At 72.2% G+C, this 21,695-nt stretch carries 22 protein-coding genes; 8 read left to right on the top strand and 14 right to left on the bottom strand.

The window, feature by feature from the left end:
• Positions 1–8: 8 nt before the first annotated feature.
• Positions 9–1,451 (top strand): aromatic amino acid ammonia-lyase, encoded by a 1,443-nt coding sequence (locus ABD978_RS21240; protein ID WP_345357028.1) that lies wholly within the window; start codon positions 9–11, stop codon positions 1,449–1,451.
• On the opposite strand, the gene ABD978_RS21235 is transcribed toward ABD978_RS21240, so the two are convergent.
• The 7 genes from ABD978_RS21235 to ABD978_RS21205 form a co-directional block, all read right to left on the bottom strand.
• Positions 1,445–2,452, bottom strand: coding sequence for a LacI family DNA-binding transcriptional regulator (locus ABD978_RS21235; RefSeq protein WP_345357025.1), 1,008 nt, complete (start codon positions 2,450–2,452; stop codon positions 1,445–1,447). The genes ABD978_RS21240 and ABD978_RS21235 overlap by 7 nt on opposite strands.
• Before the next feature lie 572 nt (positions 2,453–3,024).
• Complete coding sequence (locus ABD978_RS21230) at positions 3,025–3,219, bottom strand: hypothetical protein (protein WP_345357022.1); 195 nt, start codon at positions 3,217–3,219, stop codon at positions 3,025–3,027.
• A gap of 243 nt (positions 3,220–3,462) precedes the next feature.
• Positions 3,463–3,669, bottom strand: coding sequence for a hypothetical protein (locus ABD978_RS21225; RefSeq protein ID WP_345357019.1), 207 nt, complete (start codon positions 3,667–3,669; stop codon positions 3,463–3,465).
• A 94-nt stretch (positions 3,670–3,763) separates the two neighbouring features.
• On the bottom strand, positions 3,764–4,714 hold the full coding sequence (gene egtD, locus ABD978_RS21220; protein WP_425550738.1) for an L-histidine N(alpha)-methyltransferase: 951 nt from the start codon (positions 4,712–4,714) through the stop codon (positions 3,764–3,766).
• A 47-nt stretch (positions 4,715–4,761) separates the two neighbouring features.
• Positions 4,762–5,496, bottom strand: a complete 735-nt coding sequence (gene egtC / locus ABD978_RS21215; protein WP_345357016.1) for an ergothioneine biosynthesis protein EgtC — start codon at positions 5,494–5,496, stop codon at positions 4,762–4,764.
• Positions 5,496–6,785 carry an ergothioneine biosynthesis protein EgtB gene (gene egtB / locus ABD978_RS21210; RefSeq protein WP_345357013.1) on the bottom strand — a complete coding sequence of 430 codons (1,290 nt, stop codon included), beginning with the start codon at positions 6,783–6,785 and terminating at the stop codon, positions 5,496–5,498. Before egtB ends, egtC begins: the two co-directional genes overlap by 1 nt.
• Positions 6,776–8,062 carry a glutamate-cysteine ligase family protein gene (locus ABD978_RS21205; protein WP_345357010.1) on the bottom strand — a complete coding sequence of 429 codons (1,287 nt, stop codon included), beginning with the start codon at positions 8,060–8,062 and terminating at the stop codon, positions 6,776–6,778. The genes egtB and ABD978_RS21205 overlap by 10 nt, the downstream gene beginning before the upstream one ends.
• A gap of 199 nt (positions 8,063–8,261) precedes the next feature.
• On the opposite strand from ABD978_RS21205, the gene ABD978_RS21200 reads away from it, so the two are divergent.
• From ABD978_RS21200 to ABD978_RS21190, 3 genes are all read left to right on the top strand, one after another.
• A complete protein-coding gene (locus ABD978_RS21200) occupies positions 8,262–9,149 on the top strand; it encodes an amidohydrolase family protein (RefSeq protein WP_345357007.1) in 888 nt (295 codons plus the stop codon).
• Between the two features lie 6 nt (positions 9,150–9,155).
• Positions 9,156–9,653: a cysteine dioxygenase gene (locus ABD978_RS21195; RefSeq protein WP_345357004.1), complete on the top strand. Its 498-nt coding sequence runs from the start codon at positions 9,156–9,158 to the stop codon at positions 9,651–9,653.
• Between the two features lie 97 nt (positions 9,654–9,750).
• On the top strand, positions 9,751–10,968 hold the full coding sequence (locus tag ABD978_RS21190) for an RNA polymerase sigma factor (RefSeq protein WP_345357001.1): 1,218 nt from the start codon (positions 9,751–9,753) through the stop codon (positions 10,966–10,968).
• A gap of 113 nt (positions 10,969–11,081) precedes the next feature.
• Here the strand turns inward: ABD978_RS21190 and ABD978_RS21185 are convergent, their stop codons facing one another.
• A complete protein-coding gene (locus ABD978_RS21185; RefSeq protein WP_345356998.1) occupies positions 11,082–11,807 on the bottom strand; it encodes a rhomboid-like protein in 726 nt (241 codons plus the stop codon).
• A gap of 102 nt (positions 11,808–11,909) precedes the next feature.
• Positions 11,910–12,524, bottom strand: coding sequence for a TetR/AcrR family transcriptional regulator (locus ABD978_RS21180; RefSeq protein ID WP_345356995.1), 615 nt, complete (start codon positions 12,522–12,524; stop codon positions 11,910–11,912).
• A 151-nt stretch (positions 12,525–12,675) separates the two neighbouring features.
• Here ABD978_RS21180 and ABD978_RS21175 point away from each other — a divergent pair, with 151 nt between their 5' ends.
• Positions 12,676–14,223, top strand: a complete 1,548-nt coding sequence (locus ABD978_RS21175; RefSeq protein WP_345356992.1) for an MDR family MFS transporter — start codon at positions 12,676–12,678, stop codon at positions 14,221–14,223.
• A gap of 88 nt (positions 14,224–14,311) precedes the next feature.
• Here the strand turns inward: ABD978_RS21175 and ABD978_RS21170 are convergent, their stop codons facing one another.
• Positions 14,312–14,713 carry a hypothetical protein gene (locus ABD978_RS21170; RefSeq protein WP_345356989.1) on the bottom strand — a complete coding sequence of 134 codons (402 nt, stop codon included), beginning with the start codon at positions 14,711–14,713 and terminating at the stop codon, positions 14,312–14,314.
• A 55-nt stretch (positions 14,714–14,768) separates the two neighbouring features.
• Entirely contained in the window at positions 14,769–16,340 is a 1,572-nt protein-coding gene (locus tag ABD978_RS21165; RefSeq protein WP_425550739.1) for an MFS transporter, read from the bottom strand.
• A gap of 159 nt (positions 16,341–16,499) precedes the next feature.
• Here ABD978_RS21165 and ABD978_RS21160 point away from each other — a divergent pair, with 159 nt between their 5' ends.
• Positions 16,500–17,177, top strand: coding sequence for a TetR family transcriptional regulator (locus ABD978_RS21160; RefSeq protein ID WP_345356983.1), 678 nt, complete (start codon positions 16,500–16,502; stop codon positions 17,175–17,177).
• A 103-nt stretch (positions 17,178–17,280) separates the two neighbouring features.
• Here the strand turns inward: ABD978_RS21160 and ABD978_RS21155 are convergent, their stop codons facing one another.
• Together ABD978_RS21155 and ABD978_RS21150 are read right to left on the bottom strand one after the other, a co-directional pair.
• The gene (locus ABD978_RS21155) at positions 17,281–17,913 is read right to left on the bottom strand and encodes a hypothetical protein (protein ID WP_345356980.1); all 633 of its coding nucleotides are present in this window, start codon (positions 17,911–17,913) and stop codon (positions 17,281–17,283) included.
• Positions 17,914–18,051: 138 nt separating this feature from the next.
• Complete coding sequence (locus ABD978_RS21150; RefSeq protein ID WP_345356977.1) at positions 18,052–18,960, bottom strand: MBL fold metallo-hydrolase; 909 nt, start codon at positions 18,958–18,960, stop codon at positions 18,052–18,054.
• 94 nt (positions 18,961–19,054) lie between these two features.
• On the opposite strand from ABD978_RS21150, the gene ABD978_RS21145 reads away from it, so the two are divergent.
• Positions 19,055–19,936: an AraC family transcriptional regulator gene (locus tag ABD978_RS21145; RefSeq protein ID WP_345356974.1), complete on the top strand. Its 882-nt coding sequence runs from the start codon at positions 19,055–19,057 to the stop codon at positions 19,934–19,936.
• A gap of 14 nt (positions 19,937–19,950) precedes the next feature.
• Here ABD978_RS21145 and ABD978_RS21140 read toward each other — a convergent pair whose 3' ends face one another.
• The gene (locus ABD978_RS21140) at positions 19,951–20,715 is read right to left on the bottom strand and encodes a sulfite exporter TauE/SafE family protein (protein WP_345356971.1); all 765 of its coding nucleotides are present in this window, start codon (positions 20,713–20,715) and stop codon (positions 19,951–19,953) included.
• A gap of 272 nt (positions 20,716–20,987) precedes the next feature.
• Here ABD978_RS21140 and ABD978_RS21135 point away from each other — a divergent pair, with 272 nt between their 5' ends.
• Positions 20,988–21,641: a Type 1 glutamine amidotransferase-like domain-containing protein gene (locus ABD978_RS21135; RefSeq protein ID WP_345356968.1), complete on the top strand. Its 654-nt coding sequence runs from the start codon at positions 20,988–20,990 to the stop codon at positions 21,639–21,641.
• Positions 21,642–21,695: the final 54 nt, after the last annotated feature.

The raw sequence follows: 21,695 nt of genomic DNA, 5'->3' as shown, positions 1-21,695 counted from the left end.
TTCCACCGATGAGTCCGACATCCGTAGCCGTCAACGGTAGCGGCCTGACCTGCGAAGCCGTAGCAGCGGTGGCCCGTGATGGCATCTTTGTTACAGTTCCGCCACAAGCGGTGGAGCGGGCGCGACAGGCCTGGGAGGTCGCCCGCGAGGTCGCCGGGCGGCAGGCGGTGTACGGCCGAACCACGGGCGTCGGCGCCAACCGGAACGTCACGATCGAGGACGACGACGCCCATGGCCTGCGGCTTCTGCGCAGCCACGCGGGCGGGGCCGGGCCGCTGCTCGCCTCCGAGATCGTCCGCGCGATGCTCGTCGTGCGCCTCAACCAGATCGCCGCCGGGGGCTCCGGCGTCGACCCGGACGTGCTCGGCGCGCTCGCCGAGGTGATCAATCGCTGGCTGATCCCGCCGATCCCGGCGTACGGCGCGATCGGCACCGGGGACCTGACCGCGCTCGCCGCGACCGCGCTGTGCCTGATCGGCGAGCGCCCCTGGCAGGGCGGCGCGGGCGGCCCGCACTTCGCGCTGCGCCCCACGGACGCGCTGGCCTTCATCAGTTCGAGCGCCGCCACTTTCGGCGAGTCCGCGCTGGCCGTCCGGGACGTCACCGAACTGCTGCGCGCCTCGATCCCGGTGGCCGCGTTGTCGCTGCACGCGGTGCGCGGCTCGGCCGAGCCCTTCGCCGCCCCCGTGCACGAGGCGCGCCCGCACCCCGGGCAGCGCCGGGTCGCCGAGGCCGTGCGCGGCCTGCTCCCCGAGGAGATCACCCCGGCGCGCATCCAGGACCCGTACGGCTACCGGGCGTTCCCCCAGGTGCACGGGCCCGCGGTGGACGTCGCCGAGCAGGCGGAGGGCGTCGTCACGCGGGAGATCAACGCGGCGGCCGAGAACCCGCTCGTCGACGTCGCGAACCGCACCGTCTGGCACAACGGCAACTTCCACACCGCGTCCGTCGGGCTGGCGCTCGACGCCGTACGGGCCGCGCTGTTCCAGACGGCGGCGCTGTCGGCGGCCCGGCTCGGCACGCTGGTGGAGCCCGCCTTCACCGGCTTGGAGGCGTTTCAGGCGGCCCCGGGCGAGCCCGGCTCGGGAATCATGATCCTGGAGTATGTCGCGCACTCGGCCATCGCCGACATCCGGCGGCTGGCCTCCCCCGCCGCGCTCGGCAGCGCCGTGCTGTCGCGGGGCGTCGAGGAGCACGCGGGTTTCGCCACCCAGTCGGCGCGCGCCACCACCGACGTCGTCACGGCGTACCGCACCGCGCTGGCCTGTGAGCTCGTCGCGGCGGTACGGGCGCTGCGGATGCAGGGCCGCACGCCACTGGGCCGGCTCGGCGAGGTCTACGCCCAGGCCGCCGACGCGCTGGACCCCGCGGTCGAGGACCGGCCGCTCGACGCCGACATCGGCGCCGCGGCCGACCTGCTTCCCCGGATCGCCGTCTACGGTGCCTACTGAGAACATTTACCGGTCGATTCGCGGAGCAGGAGGCTGGGCTCGCAGACGATGCGGCGGCGGCGCGGCTTGCCCTCGATGGCGCCGACGATGACCCGCACCGCCGAGTGCACGATGTCGTCGATGTCCCAGTCCATGCTGGTCAGCGGCGGAGTGAGCAGCGCGGACATCGGGTGGTTGTCGAAGCCGGCGACCGACAGGTCACCGGGCACGTTGAGACCGAGCTCGCGCGTCGCGGCGTAGACGCCGTACGCGATCGAGTCGGAGAAGCAGAACATCGCGGTCGGCGGGTTCGGCGAGGTCAGCGCCCCGAGGGCCGCCTCGGTGGCACCGGGCAGCGCCTGCGGCGAGGTGACCACGTCGACCTCGATGCCGATCCGCTCGGCCTCGGCGTTGACGTGCAGGTCGGCGGGGCGGTCCGGGGTGCTGGCGCGCGTGGGGGTGAGCACGGCGACGTGCCGGTGCCCGAGTTGGTGCAGGTGCTCCAGCGCGAGCGTGACGCCCGCCCGGTTGTCGAACACCACCTCGCCGTACGCGTGCCCGCCGTGCAGCGAGTCGCCGATCGACACGATCGGCAGGCTCTCCCCCAGCTCGGCCCACACCTCGCCGGCCGGGTCCACCGGCTGCACGATCAGGCCGTCGACGCGCTGGTCGCGGAGCTGCCGGGCGAGCATGGCCTCCCGGTCGGGGTCACCGGCCGCGTCGAGGATGATGGCGTAGCGGTCGCGGGCGAACAGCGCCCGGCCGATGCCGACGGCGAGCGCCTGCTGCCACAGGTCCTCGAGGGAGCCGCACAGCAGCCCCACCATGCCGGTGCGCCCGCTGGCCAGGGCCCGCGCGATGGGGTGCGCCTCGTAGCCCAGCTCGGCGGCGGCCTGCCGGACCCGCTGCTGGGTCTCCTCCGACGTCTGAATGCCGCGCAACGCATACGAGACCGCGGCCGGCGAGAGCCCCGTCGCCTTCGCCACTTCGCGGATGGTCGCTCGCTTACGTTGCTGCGCCACGACCCCAACAGTACAGATCTCCACCGACAAACCCGGGCCTCGGAAGAAGAGAACCGGCCTCGTCCCGCCCCTGGGGCGTGCCGGGCGACGCCCCTCACCGACGTCGCACCGCCAGAACAGCGCACGCTACACAGGAAGAGGCGGCCCCGTGGGGGCCGCCTCCGTGCGCACACCGTTAGCCGTCCGTCAGATGACGGACGACGAACGGCGCTCTTCGGGCTGGGTGGTCGAGGCCGACGACTAGGAGCGGCTCGCCCTCCGGGCGGCTCGGACTTCAGGGGCGATCTTGTCGCGGAACTCGCCCTGAGCCTGGCGGATGCTCTTCCCGGCTGCGGCCTGGTCTCGCTGGAGCTCCTTCCGGAACTCGTCGGTCGACAGGCTGAACTCGCGTCTCTTTCTTGGCCTCTTCGTTGGTGTCTCCCAAATGGAGCTCCCTTTGATAAGGAACGTCCGGGGGCCGATCTGGTCGGCAAGCGAATCGGTGCCACAAGAAGAGAACCGGTCCCCGGTCCCGCCACGAGGGCGGGCCGGGGACCGGTCTGTTCGGCCGGCGGTCGGCGCTCAGGCGACCGCTAGCCGCGGCGGATGACGTCCGCGGCCTTCTCGATCTTGCCGCGGACCTCCGCCATGCCCGCGTCCAGCCTCTTCTGCGCCGCGTCGTCCTGCGGCGAGCGGCGGCCGCTGGAGGTGTGCGGCGTCGAGTCGATCTTGGCCTTGCCGCTGGGAACCACGCTGCCGTGGACGAAGTTGCCAGACCTCTTGCTCATGGTCACTCCCTTTGATCTTCCGCCTCGTTGTGCGCTGCGGACTTTGGCCGCAGTGACTTTCACCGTCCGGATGCGCCGGTCTTCGGCAACCGTTCTCGGGTGGCTCAGGCGGGCCTGATGAGGCTGCGGGAGAAACCGCCTCACTTACAAAACCAGTCGTAAAGAAGAACCGGTCCCCGGTCCCGCCACGAGGGCGGGCCGGGGACCGGTCCGTTCGGCTGGCGGCGACGGCTCAGCGGGCCGTCACTCCTTCGGCCAGCCCGCCGTCACGGCGTCGCCGACCGCGCTCATGTCCGTGCCACCGTTGGAGGTGTGGCCCGACCCGCCGCCGGAGCGGGTGGTGACCGGCGCGTTCGTGGCCCCACCGCTGGTCGGCGTCCCGTTGGTGCCGGTGTGCGTCGGCGCCCCGTTGGTGCCGGTGTGCGTCGGCGTCATGCTGGCTTTGCGCATGGTGACTCCTCGAGTCTCGTCCGAATTCCACGCCGCGGACCTTGGCCGCGGCGTTCTTTACTGTCCGGACGCCCCGGTTTTCGGCAAGGCCTGATCAGACGGGCCTGAGCAGGCTGAGGGAGAAGTCGCCATCGGGGTCGGTCCACCAACGGTCGATGCGCAGGCCCGCCGCACCCGCCTCCGCGTCGAGGCGGTCCCGGCGGAACTTCGCGGAGATCTCCGTGCGCACCTCCTCGCCCTCATCGAACTCGACCTTCAGGTCGAGAGTGGGTATGTGCACGACCTGCGGCGCCGTCGAGCGCAGCCGCATCTCGATCCACTCGTCGTTCGGGTTCCAGACGGCGACGTGCTCGAACCGTTCGGGGACGAAGTCGGCGCCGAGCTCGCGGTCGATGACGTTGAGGACGTTGCGGTTGAACTCCGCGGTGACGCCACGGGCGTCGTCGTACGCGCGGACGAGCCGGTCCTCGTCCTTGACGAGGTCGGCGCCGAGCAGCAGCGCGTCGTCCTCGCTCATCGTGGCGCCCACCGCGCTGAGGAACGACACCCGCTCGGCCGGGGCCATGTTGCCGATCGTGCCGCCGAGGAACGCCACCAGGCGGCGCTCCCCGCCGGGCAGCAGGGCCAGGTGCCGCTCGTAGTCGGCGACGACGGGCCGCACCGTCAGGCCGGGGTGGTCCTCGGCGATCTGCCCGGCCGCGCGGCCGAGGAAGTCGCCGCTGACGTCGACCGGCACGTACGTGCGCAGGGTTCCGCTCAGCGCGTCGAGCAGCATCCGGGTCTTCTCCCCCGAGCCTGCGCCCAGCTCCATGAGGGTGACCGCGCCGGTCGCCTCGGCGATCTCGCCCGCCCGCTCGGCGAGGATCGCGCGTTCGCGGCGGGTCGGGTAGTACTCCTCCAGCCGGGTGATCTCCTCGAACAGCTCGCTGCCGCGCTCGTCGTAGAACCACTTGGCGGGCAGCGTCTTCGGCCGCGTGCTCAGGCCGTCGGCGACGTCCCGGCGCAGCGCCTTACCGAGGTCGTCCGGGGTCAGATACCGATCCACGATGCCTCCCGATGTTCTCTTGTCCGTCGTCGGCCCGATGGGGTCCGTCACAGTGGGCTCACCCGTACCCCGTCGTGGTCGACCATCACCAGTGAGCGATCGGGGACCTCTTCCCACTCGGCCGACTCGTCGTACGGCTCGGAGGCGATGACGACGTCCTCGCCCCGGCGCACGTACAGCGTGTCGCCCCACCGGGTCGCGGCCAGCGCGCGTCCGTCGGCCGCGAGGAGGTTGTACCGGCCGGAGGCGAGCGCGGCGGTGGCCTCGACGGCGTACGCGAGCCCGTCCGCGAGAGCGTGACCGACCCGCCACCGCCCGGCGGCCAGCGCGAACAGCAGCGCCGAGTCGACGGGGGCACGGGCGTCCGGGATCGGCGCGAGGTCGCCGGCGAGCTCCCGCAGCTTCGCCTCGACGCCCGGGAAGCCCTCGACCGCGCCGTTGTGGCTGAACAGCCGCTCGGCGTCCGTGAACGGCTGGGCGCACGACTCGTCGACCGGGAAGCCCGGCGTCGCGGAGCGGACCGCGGCGACCGCGCAGCGGCTACGGACGACCTCGGCGATGTCGGCGAAGGACAGGTCCGTCCAGATCGGCTGGGACCGGCGGTACCGGACGGGCCGCGCACGGGACGGGTCGTACCAGCCCGCGCCGAACCCGTCGGCGTTGACGACGCAGTTGGCGTTCATGTGCGGCGCGTACGACTGCCGCTCCAGGGAGTGCTCCGGGGCGTACAGCAGCTCGTGCAGAGTGCGCGGTGCGCCGAGGTAGGCGATGTGACGGCACATCAGGCGGCGTCCCTCGCACAGCGGAACCCGGCGAAGATCTGCCGGCGGATCGGATGGTCCCAGTTGCGGAAGGTCGTCCGGCACGCCAGCGGATGCGTCGCCCAGGAGCCGCCGCGCAGCACTTTGTAGTCGCCGCCGAAGAACACCTCGGAGTACTCCTTGTACGGAAAGGCCCGGAACCCCGGATAGCCGTGGAAACCGCTCGACGTCCACTCCCACACGTCGCCGAGCAACTGACGCACGCCGTACGCCGACGCGCCCTCGGGGTGGGAGCCGACCGGCGCGGGCCGCATCATCCGCTGCCCCAGGTTGGCGTGCTGCCCCGTGTCGCCCCAGGGCAGGCGGCGTTTGCGGCCCGTCCCCGGGTCCCAGCTCGCGGCCTTCTCCCACTCGGCCTCGGTGGGCAGCCGCTTGCCCGCCCAGCGGGCGTAGGCGTCCGCCTCGTACCAGCAGACGTGCTGCACCGGCTCGTCGAGCGGCACCGGTTCGGTCCGGCCGAACCGCCGCCGCAGCCACCGGCCGTCCTCGCGTCTCCAGAAGGCGGGCGCGCGCTTGCCGGACCCCGTCCGCCAGTCCCAGCCGGCCGGCTGCCACCAGCGCGGGTCGTCGTACCCGCCGTCCTCCATGAACGCCAGGTACGCGGCGTTCGACACCGGCGTGACGTCGATGAAGAAGGCGGGCAGGTCGACCGTGTGGGCGCCGCGCTCGTTGTCGTACGCCCACGGGTCGTCGGAGGTGCCCATGACGAACGGGCCCGCGTCGACCAGCGCCTCGTGCCCGGCCAGGGCCGGGGCGCCGGCGGGAGGATCCTCCGGCGATCGGCCGAGCAGCGTGGGGCCGTTCGTACGGAGCTGGTGAGTGGCGAGCATCGTCTCGTCGTGCTGGTGCTCATGCTGGATGACCATGTTGTAGACGAAGCCGCCCGCCGCGAGCGGTCCGGTCAGCGGCACCTTCTCCAGCGAGTCGAGCACCTTGGACCGTACGGTGTCGATGTACGCGCGGCTCTCGGCCGGGGTGAGCAGCGGGAGCTTCGGCCGTTCGGCGCGGGGGTGCTCGAAGGCGTTGTACAGATCGTCGATCTCCGGGCGCATCGCGTCCTGGCCGGCGGCCGCGCGCAGCAGCCAGAGCTCCTCGTAGTTGCCGATGTGCGCCAGGTCCCAGACCAGCGGTGACATCAGCGGCGAGACCTGCGCCATCAGGTCCGGTTCCTCGAGCGCCTCCAGGGTGAGGCCGACGCTCCGGTCGCGCGCGGCGATCAGCTCCGTCGCGATCCGTTCCTTCAGGTCCACGTGGTTTCCTCCTCGGTGGCCGTGGCGGGCGGCTCGGCGTGCGTGCCCGGCACGGTCCTGCATGCATCGGGTTTCGGGGGGACCGCCGGGCGTACGGCGGTGGCGACGGGTCGCTCGGCCTTCTCCCTCGCTCCGCGGCGACCTCGCTCCTCGCCCGGCGGTGGGTCGTCGGCCGGGCAGCGGCCGCGTTCGACGAACCGGCCGGCGTAGGCGTCGACGATGGGGACGAGCGCCTCCGCGCCCAGCCTGGGCAGGGCGTCCAGGGCGGCGGCGAAGCAGCGGCGCGCGGCGCGGGCCAGCACCGGGTCGGTGAGGGCGTCGCGCGCGGCCTGGCGCCAGCGGTCCCGCGCGGGGGCGGCGGCCTCGGTCGCGAGGTCGGCCGCGACCGGATCGTCGAGCAGCGCGGCGGCCACGGCGACGGGCACCGGCCAGTACGGCTCCGGCAGCGCGTCGATCATCCGCAGCTCGAGCCAGCCCTGCGGCCGGACGGGCGGGAACAGCGTCGACAGGTGGTACGCCAGGTCGCCGAGGTCGGGCCGGCCCGTCGCCATCCACTCCCGGAAGGTCATCCCCGGAGCCGCCACCCAGCCGTCGCGGATCAGCATGACCTGTGCGTCGAGGGCGTACCGGACCCAGGCCTCGACGGGGTCGTCACCGCCCACCGCCGCCGTACGCCCCGGATCGAGCCTCTCCCAGACGATCTGCCGGCGAGACCGCGCGGACGGGCCGGGCGAGTTGGCGAAGGCCGCGACCAGCACCGGTCCGAGCGCGTGCGCGAGCCGCCAGCGCCGGGCGGCGTCCTCGGCGTCGGCGCCGATGTCGAGGCAGACCTGGAGCGAGGCGGTGCCGCACATCATCCGCAGGCCGTATTCGCCGAAGTACTCGCGCATGCACCGGTAGCGGCCCTCGGTCGCCTGGAACACCGGCGGCCGGGAGTCGGCGCCGCGCCCGTCGAGGATCAGGTCCTCTTTGGCCAGGTGTGCGGTGACATGCGCGATGTCGCGGGCGACGGCGGCGCACGCCGCGGCGGGGCCCGGACGCGGGGGCGAGCTGAGCTCGAGCTGGCCGCCGGGTTCGTACGTGATGCGGCTTCCGGCGGGCGGCGGGCCGGCCGCCTCCATCACCGCCTGGACATGAGGCAGTAAAGCGGGCCGGGACGGGGCGTTCCGGTCGATGACGAACCACTCGGTCTCGGCGCCGACCAGGCCGGGCGGACCGGTCTTGAAGCAGACCCCTCGGGCGTACTCGTAGATCTGGTCGATGGTCAGTCGGCTCATGGGCACCTCCGAACAGGGACGAACGAAGGTCTTTCCCTACTGAACCGCATCAATAATCCGAAAAGTACCTTTCGTTGCCAAAAGCGGCAGATGTCGTTGAGGTGGCGGGGACGTATGTGAAACGGTCCACTGAACCGCTACACTGATACGGTTCAGTGAACCGGTTCAGGGCGCTGACCTGCGAGTAAGGAGCACATCCGTGCGGATCGACGTGCACCAGCACCTCTGGGGCCCGGCCTTCCTCGACGCCCTCCGGCGGCGTACGGCGGTTCCCCGGCTCGACGGCTGGACGCTCCATCTCGCGGGCGAGGCCCCGTACGACGTCGACCCGGCCGACCACGACCCCCGGCGCCGCGCCGACGAAGCCGCCGAGGACGGTTTCGGCCTCGTGCTGATCTCGCTCTCCGCTCCACTCGGCGTCGAATCGCTGCCGCCCGACCAGGCCACTCCCCTCCTCGACGCCTACCACGCGGACGCGCTGGCGCTGCCCGAGCCGTTCCGCGCCTGGGCCGCCGCCGGCCTGGCCGAGATCGACGTGGACGCCCTCGCCCGGCTCCTCGACCAGGGGTTCGTCGGCCTGCAGCTGCCCGCGACCGCACTGCTCGACCCGGCGGGCTACGAGCGCTGCGCGCCCCTCCTCGCGCTCCTGGAGGAACGCGAGCTGCCGCTGTTCGTCCACCCCGGGCCCGCGCCCGCCACGGACGGCCCGGCATGGTGGCCCGCGCTCGTCCCGTACGTCCACCAGATGCACGCCGCCTGGTACGCCTTCCGCGCCTTCGGCCGGCCGCGCCATCCCCACCTGCGCGTCTGCTTCGCCCTGCTCGCCGGGCTCGCGCCCCTGCACGGCGAGCGGCTGGCCGCCCGCGGCGGCGGACGCGGCCTGGTCGACTCGAACGCCTACGTGGAGACGTCCTCGTACGGACCGCGCGCCGTCGACGCCACCGTCCGGGCGATCGGCATCGACACGATCGTGAGCGGCTCCGACCGCCCGTACGCCCGCGTCCCCCGCGACTTCGGCATCGGCGACGCCGCCGAGCACGCCATCCGCACCGCCAACCCGCACCGACTGCTCACCGGAAAGGACTGAACTCCGTTGACCATCGAGTCCCTCCCCGAACGAAGCCTCGACCGGCACGAACTGCGCCGGCTGGTCGACGACCTGGCCGCTCACCCCGAGACGTGGCAGGAGCTGGTCGACTTCCCCGACGGCCACCGCCACTACGTGTCGCTGCACCGCGACGAGTACGTCGACGTGTGGCTGCTGTGCTGGACTCCGGAGAGCGACACGGGCTGGCACGACCACGACATCTCCTCCGGCGCGGTCGCGGTCGTCGACGGCACCCTCATGGAGTGCAACCCCCGGATCGGCGGCGAGCACGTCGAGGTGGAGGTCGAGGCGGAGACCTCGTTCTGCTTCGGGCCCGAGCACATCCACCGCCTGGTCGGGGTGGCGGACCGGAGCGTGTCCATCCACGCGTACTCACCCCCGCTCTGGCGCATGGGGCAGTACTCCATCGACGACGGCGGCGTGATGCGCCGCGTCTCGGTCAGCTACGCCGACGAGCTCCGCCCCCTCGACCCCGCCGCCTGATCACCGGAAGCAAAAGCCTCTGGCGTCCATTTTTGGCACCCTGGTAGCTTGCTCTTTACTTGTAGTGACGAGCCCGCGTGCTGGAACGGAGTCGAAGGTGTCCCTGACGGAGGCGCTGCGCGCCGGCGAGCCGGAGGTCTTCGGCCTGCTCTACGACGAGCACGGGCCGCGGATCCACGCCTACTGCCACCGCATGGTCGGTGACGAGGCCGCCGACGCCGTACGAGACGCCTTCGTCACCGCCGCCCGCTACCCGGCCGGGGCCCCGGCCGGCGATGACGCGCTGCCGATCTGGCTGTACGCGCTCGCCCGGGCCGAGGTGCTGCGCCGCGGCGCCCTGCAGCGCACCGTCCCGGTCGACCCGGGGGCGGCCCCGTTGGAGCGCGCCCTGGCCCGGCTGCGGCCCGAGCACCGGGAGGCGCTGGCGCTGACCGACGCGCTCGAGGTCGAGGAGTTCGCGCGGCTCACCGGAGTGGCCCTCGACACCGCCGAGCTGCTGGTCCGCATGGCGCGTCGCCGGCTCGAACAGGCCGTCGTCGCCGTGCTCGAAGCCGGCTCCGCCGCGGACGACGAACTGCTGACGGCCCTCGCGAAGGGCCGCCTGCACGCGCTCGTGGGCCGGCGGGCGGCCGAGCCGCCCGCGTCGTTGCGGGACACGGTGGTCGCCGCCTGCGTCGCGGCCGAGCGGACGTTCATCGGCGTGCCGCTGTCCCTCGCCGACGGCCTGCCCCTCTCCTTCGAGGGAGTGTTCGGCCCGACCGACGCCGGCACCGGTCCGCGCCCGAAGGCCGACCGGCCGGGCGCCCCGGCATCGGCCCGCCACCGGCGCAAGCCCCGCCGGCGCAACGCCCTGCTCACCGAGACGCTCACGCTGGCGGCCTGCGCAGCGGCGGTCGTCGGCGCCATCCTGGTCTGGCCCGCCGCGTCCGACCAGGGCGCCTCGAACGTCGGCGACAACAGCCGGCTGGTGCGGCACGGGACGCCGACGAGCCGGCCGTCACCGTCGGTCGGCCACGCGGGGCCGCTGAGCGACGGATCCTCGTCCGTCGGCAGTGCGCGGACCACGCCGCGGCCCGGGCCCGGGTCTCCGTCGGCCGCGGCCACGCACTCCTCGCCCTCGCCGACGGCGACGGTGAGCCGCCCGCCCGCGTCACCCACGAGTCCGGCCCCGTCCGGGACCCCGACGACGGCCCCGACGACGTCCGCGTCGCCGACTCCCACCCCGAGCCTCTCGACGCTGCCCCTCCCGGCGCCCATCGGCGGAAGGCCGAGCACCACCCCGACGCCGAAGAAGACCGGCCCGAAGAAGCCCTAGTTCCGCGACGACGTTGCCGGTGAGCGGATAGCCGCTTCGTTCGTCGCGGCTGAGGGTCGCCGCCTGAGCCGCGTCTGGGACGCCGCTCTGGGAGTGCCTTCCCGGAGCGGTGGTCAGGCCTCGCTCAGGACGGCCTCGCGGGCGAGGTTCCGCGGTCCGGCTTCGCCGGGGCCGTCCTGCCCCGCACCGGCCCGCTCGCGCCGGGCGAAGATCAGGCCGACGAGAGCACCGACGAGCAGGGCGACGACGTGGCCCACCGCCGCGACGCCCAGCCGGTCCAGCCCGCTGAACAGGTGCGGGGCGAGGAAGGCCAGGGCCAGGCCCGCCCCGATGCGCCACCAGCGGCTCGGCACGCGGTCGAACAGCCAGTGGCCGTGCCGGGCGGTGCGCACGAGGGGCTCGGCGCCGTACAGCATCGTGGCGACGAGCGCCGAGGCGATGACGTAGGACGGGCCGACGTCGTCGAGGTACCGCATGGAGGCGGGCATGGCACCGGTCGAGATCCGCCAGGCGAGCAGGCCCTCGCTGATGAGCGTCCCGACGACCTGGGCCCCGCCGACCAGGACCAGCGTCCGAACGTTGCCGAAGCGGTGCGCCACCGGGAACAGCCCGACGATCGCCAGGACCACCCACATCCACGGCACGGCCTCGGCCACGAAGGCCGAGGCGATCATGGTGCCGAAGGGGTCGCTCCTCAGGTTCACCAGGTTGGTCGCCGTCGTGGCGACGACCGAGCGCTGCTGGGCCGGTCCCAGGCCGTACGCGTACACCGCCGACACTGCGCAGAACGCGACGATGAAAGAGATGGGCAGCGGATAGCGCCTGAGGGTCGAGTGCACGCGTGAAAGCGTAGGGGCTGTTTCTGAGAGCTCGATGACTTCAAGATGATCGTCAGCTCGGTCTTACCGTCGAGACAGGCGACCCTCCCGGTATCGCCCGAATCAGCCCCGGGCGCCGCCGGCGGCCGCGTTCCAGCCGTGTTCGAGCAGCTCGAAGGCACCGGCGATGACGGTGCCGACGTCGGCCTTCTCGCAGGTGAGGAAGCGGGTCTCCAGCGTGAAGTGGGCCAGTGCCCGGCAGGTCGGGTCCTCGGCGGGCGCGCCGATCTCCTCGGCGATCGCCCGCGCCAGGGCGGTCTCGTGCCGCATCCACATGCGGCGCTCGTACTCGCGCAGGTCGGGAGTGTTCTCGACGAGTTCGATGAACCGGGTGAAGCGCGCGTCGGCGTCGTCGCCCTTGGCCCGCCGGGTGCGCAGGACGTACTCCCGCAGGGCACCGGGGATCGACCGCCCCTCGGGGCGTTCGCGTACGGCGGCGATCAGGGCGGCCTCCAGCTCGGCGTCCTCGTCGAAGACGAGGGCCTCCTTGCCGGGGAAGTGCTTGAACAGCGTGGTGGTGGAGACGTCGGCGGCCTCGGCGATGTCCCGGATGCCCACGTGGTCGTAGCCGTGCTCGAGGAAGAGGCGGAGGGCGGCGTCCGCGAGGGCCTGGCGGGTGGCGGCCTTCTTGCGCTCGCGCCGGCCCAGTGGCGCGCGCTCCGTCGTCGCGTCGGTCATGGCGATGACCCTATCCGACTCGGTTGACCGGAGCAAAAAGTTAAACGGTTGCACTTATTAATCGAGTGTGCTTTCGTGGAACGGTCGGCCGGCCGCCCCTGCCCGGCTCTTCTTCCTCGAACCCCTCCCCGTACCGGAAGGACCGTTCAGCATGTCCGCCTCCACCTCCTCGCCCTCCCCCGGCGGCCCGGCCGCCGGGACTCCTCCCTCCCCGAACGTGCGCTGGGTCCTGCTCGGCGTGATGCTCGCGATGCTGCTGTCGATGCTCGACACCATGGTCGTCGGCACCGCGATGCCGACGATCGTCGGTGACCTGGGCGGTCTGCGGCACATCTCCTGGGTGGTGACCGCCTACACCCTGGTCACCGCCGTGACGACCCCGGTGTGGGGGAAGCTCGGCGACCTGTACGGCCGCAAGCACACCTACCTCGCCTCGGTGGCGGTGTTCGTCGTCGGCTCCGCGGTGTGCGGAGCGGCGCAGACCATGACCCAGCTCATCCTCGCCCGCGCGCTGCAGGGCATCGGAGCGGGCGGGATCGGCGCCGGGGCGTTCGCGCTGATCGGCGCGCTCGTCCCGCCGCGGGAGCGCGGCAGGTACCAGGGCATGTCGGCGTCCGTGATGGCGATCGGCACGATCGGCGGGCCGCTGCTGGGCGGCTTCGTCACCGGTCACCTCGGCTGGCGCTGGGCGTTCTACATCAACCTGCCGCTCGGCGTACTCGCCTTCGTCTGGCTGTGGGTGATGCTGCGCCTGCCCGTCAACCGGAGCAAGGCGACGATCGACTGGCCGGGCATCGCCCTCCTGACGGCGACGATCACCGCCGCCGTGCTGGCCACGACCTGGGCGGGGACCACCTACGCCTGGGGCTCCTGGCAGATCGTCGCGCTCGGCGTCGCCACCCTCGTCGGGCTCGCCGGGTTCATCGCCTGGCAGAAGAGGGCGACGGAACCGCTCATGCCGCTACGGATCTTCGCCGGGCACCGCAACTTCCCGCTCGCCCTCGGCATGATCCTGGTCGCCGGCGTGGTCATGTTCGCCGGCGGGCTCTACCTGCCGCTCTTCCAGCAGACCGTGCAGGGTGCGTCGGCCACCAACTCGGGGCTCCTCATGGTGCCGATGCTGGTCCCGGTCGTGATCGTCTCCACCGTCGCGGGCAAGGTGATGTCCGCCACCGGCAGGTACAAGATCTTCCCCGTGCTCGGCGCGGCCTTCCTGACCGTCGGCGCGGCCCTCCTGGCCACCATGGACACCGAGACGTCCCGCCTGGTCACGTGCTCCTACATGGTGCTGATCGGCCTCGGGCTCGGCTGCCTGATGCAGATGGCCACCACGATCGCGCAGAACAGCGTCGAGATGCGCGACATGGGCGCCGCGATGTCGTCGACCCAGCTGTTCCGCACGCTCGGCGGTTCCCTCGCGGTCGCGGCGTTCGGATCGATGGTCACCCGCGCGATCCAGCACCACCTGCCCGGCGGCGCCGCCGATTCCGGTGCGCCGGCCGCGCTGTCCGCCGCGGCCAGGGCCGCCTACGTGGACGGGCTGGCCGACGCGACCCGGCAGATCTTCCTGGTGATCGCGATTCTGTGCGCCGCCGCGTTCGCCGCCGCCCTCGCCGTCAAGGAGGTCCCGCTGAAAAAGGCCGGCCCGCCCCGGCCGGCAACCGCGGACGGGAAGGTGCCCGTCCCCACCGCCGACTGACCGCTCGGCCGCGGCGGCGTCAGAGCCGGCCGGCGAGGGGCGGTCGCCCGGACGCGAACGCCTCTCGCCGGCCGGTCGCCGGCCCGTCCTACCGCTGTGGCGGGCGGGCCTCTCGGAAGCGGCGCAGCCGGACGGAGACCTGGTCGACGGCGGTGGTGACGGCGACGGAGCGGTACCGTCCCGGCACCTCGGCCACCCAGAACGCCCCGGCGATCGTGACCGCCGGGACCTTCACCACGGACCCCTTGGCGTGGAACTCGACGAGCACCTCGCCGCCGGGCGGCAGCTCGCCCCACGCCACGGACCAGCGCCTGCCGCGTACGGCGCCGCGGACCAGGCTGGCGTCCAGCCCGCCGGGCACGGCGACGTCGATCAGTCCGTCACCGGTGTGCACCTCCAGGGCCGGGCGGCGCCGGCTGCCACGGCCGACGCGCAGCTCCCAGCCGCTCGCGGTCAACGGGGTCGTCGGGAACGTCATGGCGTGGGTCATGGTGCACCTCCGTGAGAGACGGGTACGGGCGGCGGCCGCCCGTACCCGGTGCCGGTCAGATGGCGATGGCTCCCTCGACCGGGGACTCGCCGCGCCGTACGAGGAGTGCGGCGAACGCGGCCACGATCGCGACGGCCGCGGCGACCGTCATGGAGGTCTGGAAGCCGTCCATGAAGGCGAGGTGGCTGCCGGTCGTGATGGCCTTGGCGACCGGTCCCGGAGCGCCGGCGGGCACCGGGGCGACGCCCTGGGCGATGTAGTCCTTGGCGGCGGTGAGCTGGTGGGCCGCCGGTGCGGGCAGTCCCGCGCCGGTCAGCCGGTCGACGAGGACGTTCCCGACGCGGCTGGACAGGATCGTGCCGAGGACCGAGGTGCCCAGCACGCCGCCGATCTGGAACCCGGTCTGCTGCAGACCGCCCGCGACCCCGGCCAGATGCGCGGGGGCGTTCGCGACGATCGCCTCGGTGCCGGCGGTGAGGATGAACCCGAACGCCAGTCCCATCAGCATGAACCACGGCCAGATCTGGTTGTACGAGGCGTCGACCCCGATCCGGGACAGCCCGAACAGCGCGCCGGCGGTGAACACCATGCCGATGACGAGCGGCACCCGCGGCCCGAACCGCTGGGTCAGCGCCCCGCCCAGCGGCGAGGAGACGATGAAGATCGCGGTCATCGGCAGCATCCGGACGCCCGCCTGCACTGGGGTCATGCCGTGGACCTGCTGCAGGTACAGCGTGATGAAGAAGATGGTTCCGAACAGGGCGAACGCGCCGAGGACGATCAGTCCGGTCGCGGCCGACAGCGACGCCGAGCGGAACAGGCTCATCGGCAGGATCGGGTGGGCCGCCCGCAGTTCACGGATCACGAACCCGACGAGCAGGACCGCGAACGCGGCGAACGACACCAGCGGCACCGTGTCGCCGAAGCCGTACGTCCCCGCCTTGATCAGGCCCCAGACCAGGGCGAACAGCGAGCCGGACAGCAGGAGCACCCCGAGGACGTCGAACGAGCCGACGGCTCCCTCGTCGCGGGACTCGCGGATCACCCACAGGCCGACCAGGAGGGCGACCAGGCCGAGCGGAGCGTTGAGGAAGAAGACCGATTCCCAGTTCACGTGCTGAACGAGCAGGCCGCCGACGATCGGGCCACCGGCGATGGAGATGCCGACGGTGGCGCCCCAGATTCCGATCGCGGCGTTGAGCCGTTCCGCGGGGAAGGTGTTGCGCAGGATGGCCAGGCTGGCGGGCTGCAGCAGCGCGCCGGCGAAGCCCTGCACGACCCGCCACGCGATCACCATGCCGATGCCGCCGGACACGCCGACGAGGACGGAGGCGACGGCGAAGCCGATCACTCCGGCGAGGAAGGTGCGCTTGCGCCCGAACCGGTCGGCGATCTTCCCGGCCGGGATCAGGGTGACGGCCAGGGCGAGCAGATAGCCGTTGGTGACCCACTGCAGACCGGTCAGGTCGGCGTGCAGGTCCTTGGCGATGGCCGGGTTGGCGATCGACACGACGGTCGCGTCGAGGCCGACCATCATCACGCCGAGCGCGACCGCGAACAGTGTGAGCCAGGGGTGGCCGTGCCCGGCACGGCCTGGTCTTGCGTGCGTCCCCGGACGGGACGGCATTGTCGCTTGGGACGTCATGAACTGCCTCCGAGAGTTCGTATGCCCCAAACGTGTCACGCTGTGACACTTGTCGTCAAGCGACTAAAGTCTCGCTATGACGAGTGTCACGGAATGAAGGAACTATTGGCCGAGTCGTCCAACGTCGGTTACCCTGCGGGCATGGAGGCGACCCCTGCGGTTCAGGCGTGCATCCCGACGGCCGGTCGTCGTGAGCGCAAGAAGCAGCGCACACGCGAGGCCCTGGTGGACAGCGCGTTCCGGCTGTTCGCGGAGAAGGGCTTCGAGGCCACGACCGTCGAGGAGATCGCCGACGCGGTCGACGTGTCCTCCCGGACCTTCTTCCGCTACTTCGCGTCCAAGGAGGACGTCCTCCTCACGTTCCAGGACGAGCAGTTCGGCGCGATGAAGGAGGCGTTCGCCGCCCGGCCCGCCGACGAGCCGGTGATCACCGCCCTCCGCCGGGCCTCGGTCTCCATCCTCCGCGCCTGCGAGGACGGCGCGTTCGGCTTCGACCCCGAGCGGTTCGGCTGCATCCGTCAGCTCATGGAGTCCAGCCCCGCCGTGTTCGGCAGCAGCCTGGAACACGGCCAGCGGAAGCACGCGGAGATGACCCGCCTCGTCGCCGAGCGCATGGGGGTCGACCCCGTCACCGACATGCGCCCGCACGTGGTCGCGGCCGTCGTCAACGGGGTGTTCCACACGGCGTTCGAGCTGCTCGGCTCCGGCGCGGTACGGGCCGAGCGGTTCTCCGACGCGCTGTCCGAGCTCCTGCTGACCCTCGAGGGCGGCATCAACTTCCCCGCCGCGGCGGCGGCGAGTCCCGCGTCGGCCGACTGACGATCACAGGGCCGGCCACGGGAAACGGGGCGGGAGGCCGACCGAGCACGGGTTCCGGCGATCGCCGGAACCCGTGACCCGCATCGGTCCCGCCCCGCGGTTCTCAGGCCCGCGCCATCAGCTCACGCAGTCGCCGGGCCACGGTCGTGCCGTGGTCCCGAGCGTGGCGACGGAGCGCCATGCCGGCGGTGAGGGCCTCGCTCCAGGAAGGACGGGCGGTGCCGGCGTCGGGCCGGCCGTCCGTACCGACCTCGGTGATCAGCTCGGCGAGCGCCGCGACCGTCCGTTCGTCACGGGGGTCGACGTCACGCTCGCCGAGACTGACGGCCAGCGCCTTCGCCGTGAGGCGGACACCGGCGATTCGGGGGTCGAACCCGCCGTGGCGGTGCTCTTCGAGCACGCGCAGGAGTTCGTCCTCGCTCCGGGCCGACCGGGGTTCGAGGCCCGCCTCCTCGGCGGCGGCGTAGTCCTCGAACAGTTCGACCGTGCTGACGCATGCCATCTTCTGCGCCAGGAAGTGGAACTCGTCGAAGAGCGTGTGCAGCGGGATGAGGAAGTCGTCGTCCTTCAGGCTCGGCGGAAGGCCGAACCCGCGCTCGCCTCCCACCGCGAGGTCGAACAGATGAAGGATGATCCTCTTCACTCGCTCGTCCGGAGCGCGCCGCATGACGATCCACGCGGTGTCCCGGGCGACCCGGTCACGAAGCCCGGCCACCCCGGATTCCTCTTCGATCATTTCGGTCTACCCCCCTCGGGGTCTCGGTTTGTGGGTCCTCCGTGAACCGGAGGACGGCGCCGGTACTCGACGACCGGGCCACCAGTGACCGTCCCGCGCGAGGGAGATTTCTCCAGTAGATCGGCTGGAAAAGTAGGGTTATCTCGCCCATCGCTTGATGGCGAAGCGGCTGCCGTCGCGGCGGACCTCGGCAGCGCCGGCCCCGGCGAAGTGCGCCGGTACGACGAGTTCTCCGGTGTCGGCCGCGCGCTCGAGCACCCTGCGGCGGGTCGCCGCCGCCTGCGCCGGGTCCTCGCAGAAACAGCTGCCGTAGTCCGGTTCGAGGATCTGCACCGGGCTGTGCACCAGGTCGCCGACGAACACGGCGCGGTCCGAACCGGACGCCACCCGGACGATCGACGAGCCCGGGGTGTGGCCGGGCGCCGGTTCCAGGCTGAGGTTGCCGTCGATGCGGTGCCCGTCACTCCACAGCACGGCGCGACCGAGGACGGGCGCGACGCTGTCGGCGTAGACGATCCGGCTGCCCTCCTGCCGACGCCTCTCGTGGTCGTCGCGGGGCGCGCGACGGCGGTGGGCGTTGCGGGGGTCGAAGAACTCCTGGTCGACCTTTGGGATCAGATAGGTGGCGTTCGGGAAGGTCGGGACCCACTCCCCGTCGCGCGACTCGGTGTTCCAGCCGACGTGGTCGTAGTGGATGTGCGTGTTGATCACGACGTCCACGTCCTCGGGCCGGACCCCGGCCTCGGCCAGCCGGTCGAGGAAGTCGGTCCGCAGATGGTCGAACAGCGGGATCTGCGGCCGGTTCCGGTCGTTGCCCACCCCCGTGTCGACCAGCACGACCTTGCCTTCGCTGCGCAGGACCCACGTCTGCGCGGCACCGTGGTAGGCGTCGGTCTCCGGACGCCAGTGGTCCGGCGCCAGCCAGGACTCGTTGCGCCGCCAGATTTCGGCCGGGCTGTCCGGGATGATGAAGCGGGCCGGCGCTATCTCGCCCTGCCACTCGACGACCCTGGTGACCTCGACGTCACCGATTCGAAAATCACTCATGAGGCCATGTTCCTGGCTCGTGATGCGCTTTCCAATGCGCGATGAGCGCTCCTCGATGCGCGATCGTCTCACCAGTGAGATCTAGCATGGCAGCATGGACGTGGTGAGCGACGCGATCGAGACGATGCGCACCGGGAGGCCGTCCTCCAGCCGCCTCAGTGTCGGCTCGCCGTGGCGCTGCCGGTTCGCGCCCTACGACGGGGCCGGCTTCCACGTGCTGCTCCGCGGCTCCGGCTGGCTGGTCCCGGATGAGGCCGAGCCGGTGCCGCTGGGCGTGGGCGATGCCGTCCTGGTGCCGCACGGCGCCTCCCACGTGCTGTCGGACTCGCCGAGCGCGGAGGGAGCGGTGCCGTTCGACGCGACGCTCTCCGCGGCCGACGGCCCGGTGGAGTTCCTGTGCGGCAAGTACCGGCTCGACCGCTCCCGGGCGCATCCGCTGCTGGTCGGCATGCCCGAGGTCGTGCACCTCCCCGCCGACCTGGGCCGGCACGCCCGGCTGCGCGCCGCCATCGACCTGCTCGGCGGCGAGGTACGGGGCGACGGACCCGGCCGGGAGACGGTCATCACCAGCCTGCTCGACCTGCTGCTGGTCTACATGCTGCGCGCCTGGCTGGAGGACAACGCCGAGACCGGATGGCCCCGCGCGCTCCGCGACCCGGAGATCGCCGCGGCGCTGGAGGCGCTGCACTCCCGCCCGTCGGCACCCTGGCGGATCGAGGACCTGGCCGCACATGTCCGCCTCTCCCGCGCCACGCTGGCCCGGCGTTTCACCGCGCTGACCGGGCAACCCCCGATGGCCTACCTGACCTGGTGGCGCATGACCACCGCCGCCCGGCTCCTCCGCGAGACCGACCTGCCGCTCCTCGCGATCGCCCGTCAGGTCGGCTACGGCTCCCCGTACGCCTTCTCCCACGCTTTCAAACGGCAGTTCGGTCTCCCGCCGGGGTTGTACCGCGACCGCGAGCCCGCCGGTTGAGGATCGCCGGCGGGTCAGCCGTTCGGGTCGATCCACAGCTGGACGGCCAGGACGATGCCGATCAGGGCCACGAGCCAGCGCAGGAGGCCCGCCGGCAGGCGTCTGGTGATGCGCGGACCGATGACGGAGCCGACGAACATGCCCGCGCCGATGGGGACCACGGCCGGCCAGTCGACGGTGCCGGCGGTGGCGAAGATGGCGGCAGACGTGAGGGCCCCGGCCCCGATGAGCATGTTCTTCAGCGCGTTGGCGGTCGGCAGGTTCGGCTCCGCGCTGATCAGCAGGAGGGCGAGGATCATCACCCCGGCGCCGGCGCCGAAGTAGCCGTTGTAGAGGGACATCGCGGTCAGCCCCAACGGCAGGATCACGCCGCGCGCGCCTGACAGCGGACCGCGCCGATCGAGGCGGGCGGCGATCCGGGGCTGAGCCAGCAGTGCGAGCGATCCCACGGCCACCAGGATCGGCACGACGTGGGCGAAGACGCCAGGTGGCGTGGACAGCAGCAGCAGTGATCCCGCGGCGCCGCCCAGCGCGGCGACGGGTATCCACCGACATAGCCGTACCCGTTGACCGGCCAACTCGGGTCGGGAGGCCAGGGCCGCGCCGGGCCAGCAGGCCACCACGGCGATGATGTTGGCCACGTTCGCGGCGAGGGCAGGCAGGCCCGCCACCAGCAGGGCCGGGTAGGAGATCAGAGACGTGATGCCGCCCGCGGTCCCGACCACCCCGGCGAGCGCCCCGGCGGCGGTCAGCAGAACGAGATCGCCGATGCCGGTCATGACCGGACCGTCCGGGACGCCGATACTCGGATGACGACACGACTCATGGGATGGGGCCTCCCCAGGTCCGGCCCGGCCGGATGGCGGGCAGGCGGAATGGAAGCCCTCGGGGTTTTTATCCCATCAGGTGTGGGGCCGAAACATCGGCCCTGGCGCCGCTCGGTCCAGTCCACCGGCCCCCTTGTTGTCGTCTTGGAGGCGGAGGCCGGCACGGAACCCTAGACGCAACCACTAGCTTTTCGGATCATATCCCGGCGCTCTAGGGTCCACAGGTGCGCCTCTATCTGTCCTCCTTCCGCGAAGGAGATCACCCGAGCCGGTTGCTCGCGCTGCTTCGCGAGCGACCGGCCCCGGTGGAAGTCGCCGTCATCGCCAATGCCATCGACGCCCAGGCCGAGCCGGAACGATCGGCCGGCGTACGGCGCGAGGCCGACGCGCTCGCCCGGCTGGGGCTGCGGCCGACCGAGGTGGACCTGCGAGAGTTCTTCGACCAGCCCACAGGCACCGTCGCCGCGGCGCTGGCCCGCTTCCCCCTGCTGTGGGTACGCGGCGGGAACGTGTTCATGCTGCGCTACGCGATGGCGCGCAGCGGCGCCGACGTCGCGCTGACCGCGCTGCTGCGGCGGGACGCGGTGGTCTACGCCGGTTACAGCGCCGGCGCCTGCGTGCTCGCGCCGAGTCTGCGCGGTCTGGAGGAGTGCGACGATCCGCAGGTGGTTCCCGCGGCCTACGGTGATCCGCCGATCTGGGAGGGACTGGGCGTCCTCGACCACGCCGTGGTCCCGCACGTCGACTCGCCGGGCCATCCCGAGAGCGAGGTCCTGACCGCCGTCGCCGCGCGCTACCAGGCGAACGGCGTCGCCCACCGCGCCCTGCGCGACGGGCAGGCCCTCGTGATCGACGGCCCGGACTCCCACGTCCGCTGAAGAGCCGTCCCTCTCGTGACGTGTCAGATCGCCCCGCCTGTGGTCGGGCATGAC

This window comes from Actinoallomurus liliacearum (assembly GCF_039542035.1).
In the GTDB taxonomy this organism is placed as follows: domain Bacteria; phylum Actinomycetota; class Actinomycetes; order Streptosporangiales; family Streptosporangiaceae; genus Actinoallomurus; species Actinoallomurus liliacearum.
This window is presented reverse-complemented; position numbering and strand designations above follow the sequence as displayed.

Excerpts from the sequence above, each read along its gene's own strand:
- ABD978_RS21240 (WP_345357028.1), top strand. The coding sequence starts at position 9 with ATGAGTCCGACATCCGTAGCCGTCAACGGTAGCGGCCTGACCTGCGAA.
- ABD978_RS21230 (WP_345357022.1), bottom strand. The coding sequence starts at position 3,219 with ATGAGCAAGAGGTCTGGCAACTTCGTCCACGGCAGCGTGGTTCCCAGC.
- ABD978_RS21225 (WP_345357019.1), bottom strand. The coding sequence starts at position 3,669 with ATGCGCAAAGCCAGCATGACGCCGACGCACACCGGCACCAACGGGGCG.
- egtC (WP_345357016.1), bottom strand. The coding sequence starts at position 5,496 with ATGTGCCGTCACATCGCCTACCTCGGCGCACCGCGCACTCTGCACGAG.
- ABD978_RS21205 (WP_345357010.1), bottom strand. The coding sequence starts at position 8,062 with ATGAGCCGACTGACCATCGACCAGATCTACGAGTACGCCCGAGGGGTC.
- ABD978_RS21180 (WP_345356995.1), bottom strand. The coding sequence starts at position 12,524 with ATGACCGACGCGACGACGGAGCGCGCGCCACTGGGCCGGCGCGAGCGC.
- ABD978_RS21175 (WP_345356992.1), top strand. The coding sequence starts at position 12,676 with ATGTCCGCCTCCACCTCCTCGCCCTCCCCCGGCGGCCCGGCCGCCGGG.
- ABD978_RS21170 (WP_345356989.1), bottom strand. The coding sequence starts at position 14,713 with ATGACCCACGCCATGACGTTCCCGACGACCCCGTTGACCGCGAGCGGC.
- ABD978_RS21165 (WP_425550739.1), bottom strand. The coding sequence starts at position 16,340 with ATGCCGTCCCGTCCGGGGACGCACGCAAGACCAGGCCGTGCCGGGCAC.
- ABD978_RS21160 (WP_345356983.1), top strand. The coding sequence starts at position 16,500 with ATGGAGGCGACCCCTGCGGTTCAGGCGTGCATCCCGACGGCCGGTCGT.
- ABD978_RS21155 (WP_345356980.1), bottom strand. The coding sequence starts at position 17,913 with ATGATCGAAGAGGAATCCGGGGTGGCCGGGCTTCGTGACCGGGTCGCC.
- ABD978_RS21150 (WP_345356977.1), bottom strand. The coding sequence starts at position 18,960 with ATGAGTGATTTTCGAATCGGTGACGTCGAGGTCACCAGGGTCGTCGAG.
- ABD978_RS21145 (WP_345356974.1), top strand. The coding sequence starts at position 19,055 with ATGGACGTGGTGAGCGACGCGATCGAGACGATGCGCACCGGGAGGCCG.
- ABD978_RS21140 (WP_345356971.1), bottom strand. The coding sequence starts at position 20,715 with ATGACCGGCATCGGCGATCTCGTTCTGCTGACCGCCGCCGGGGCGCTC.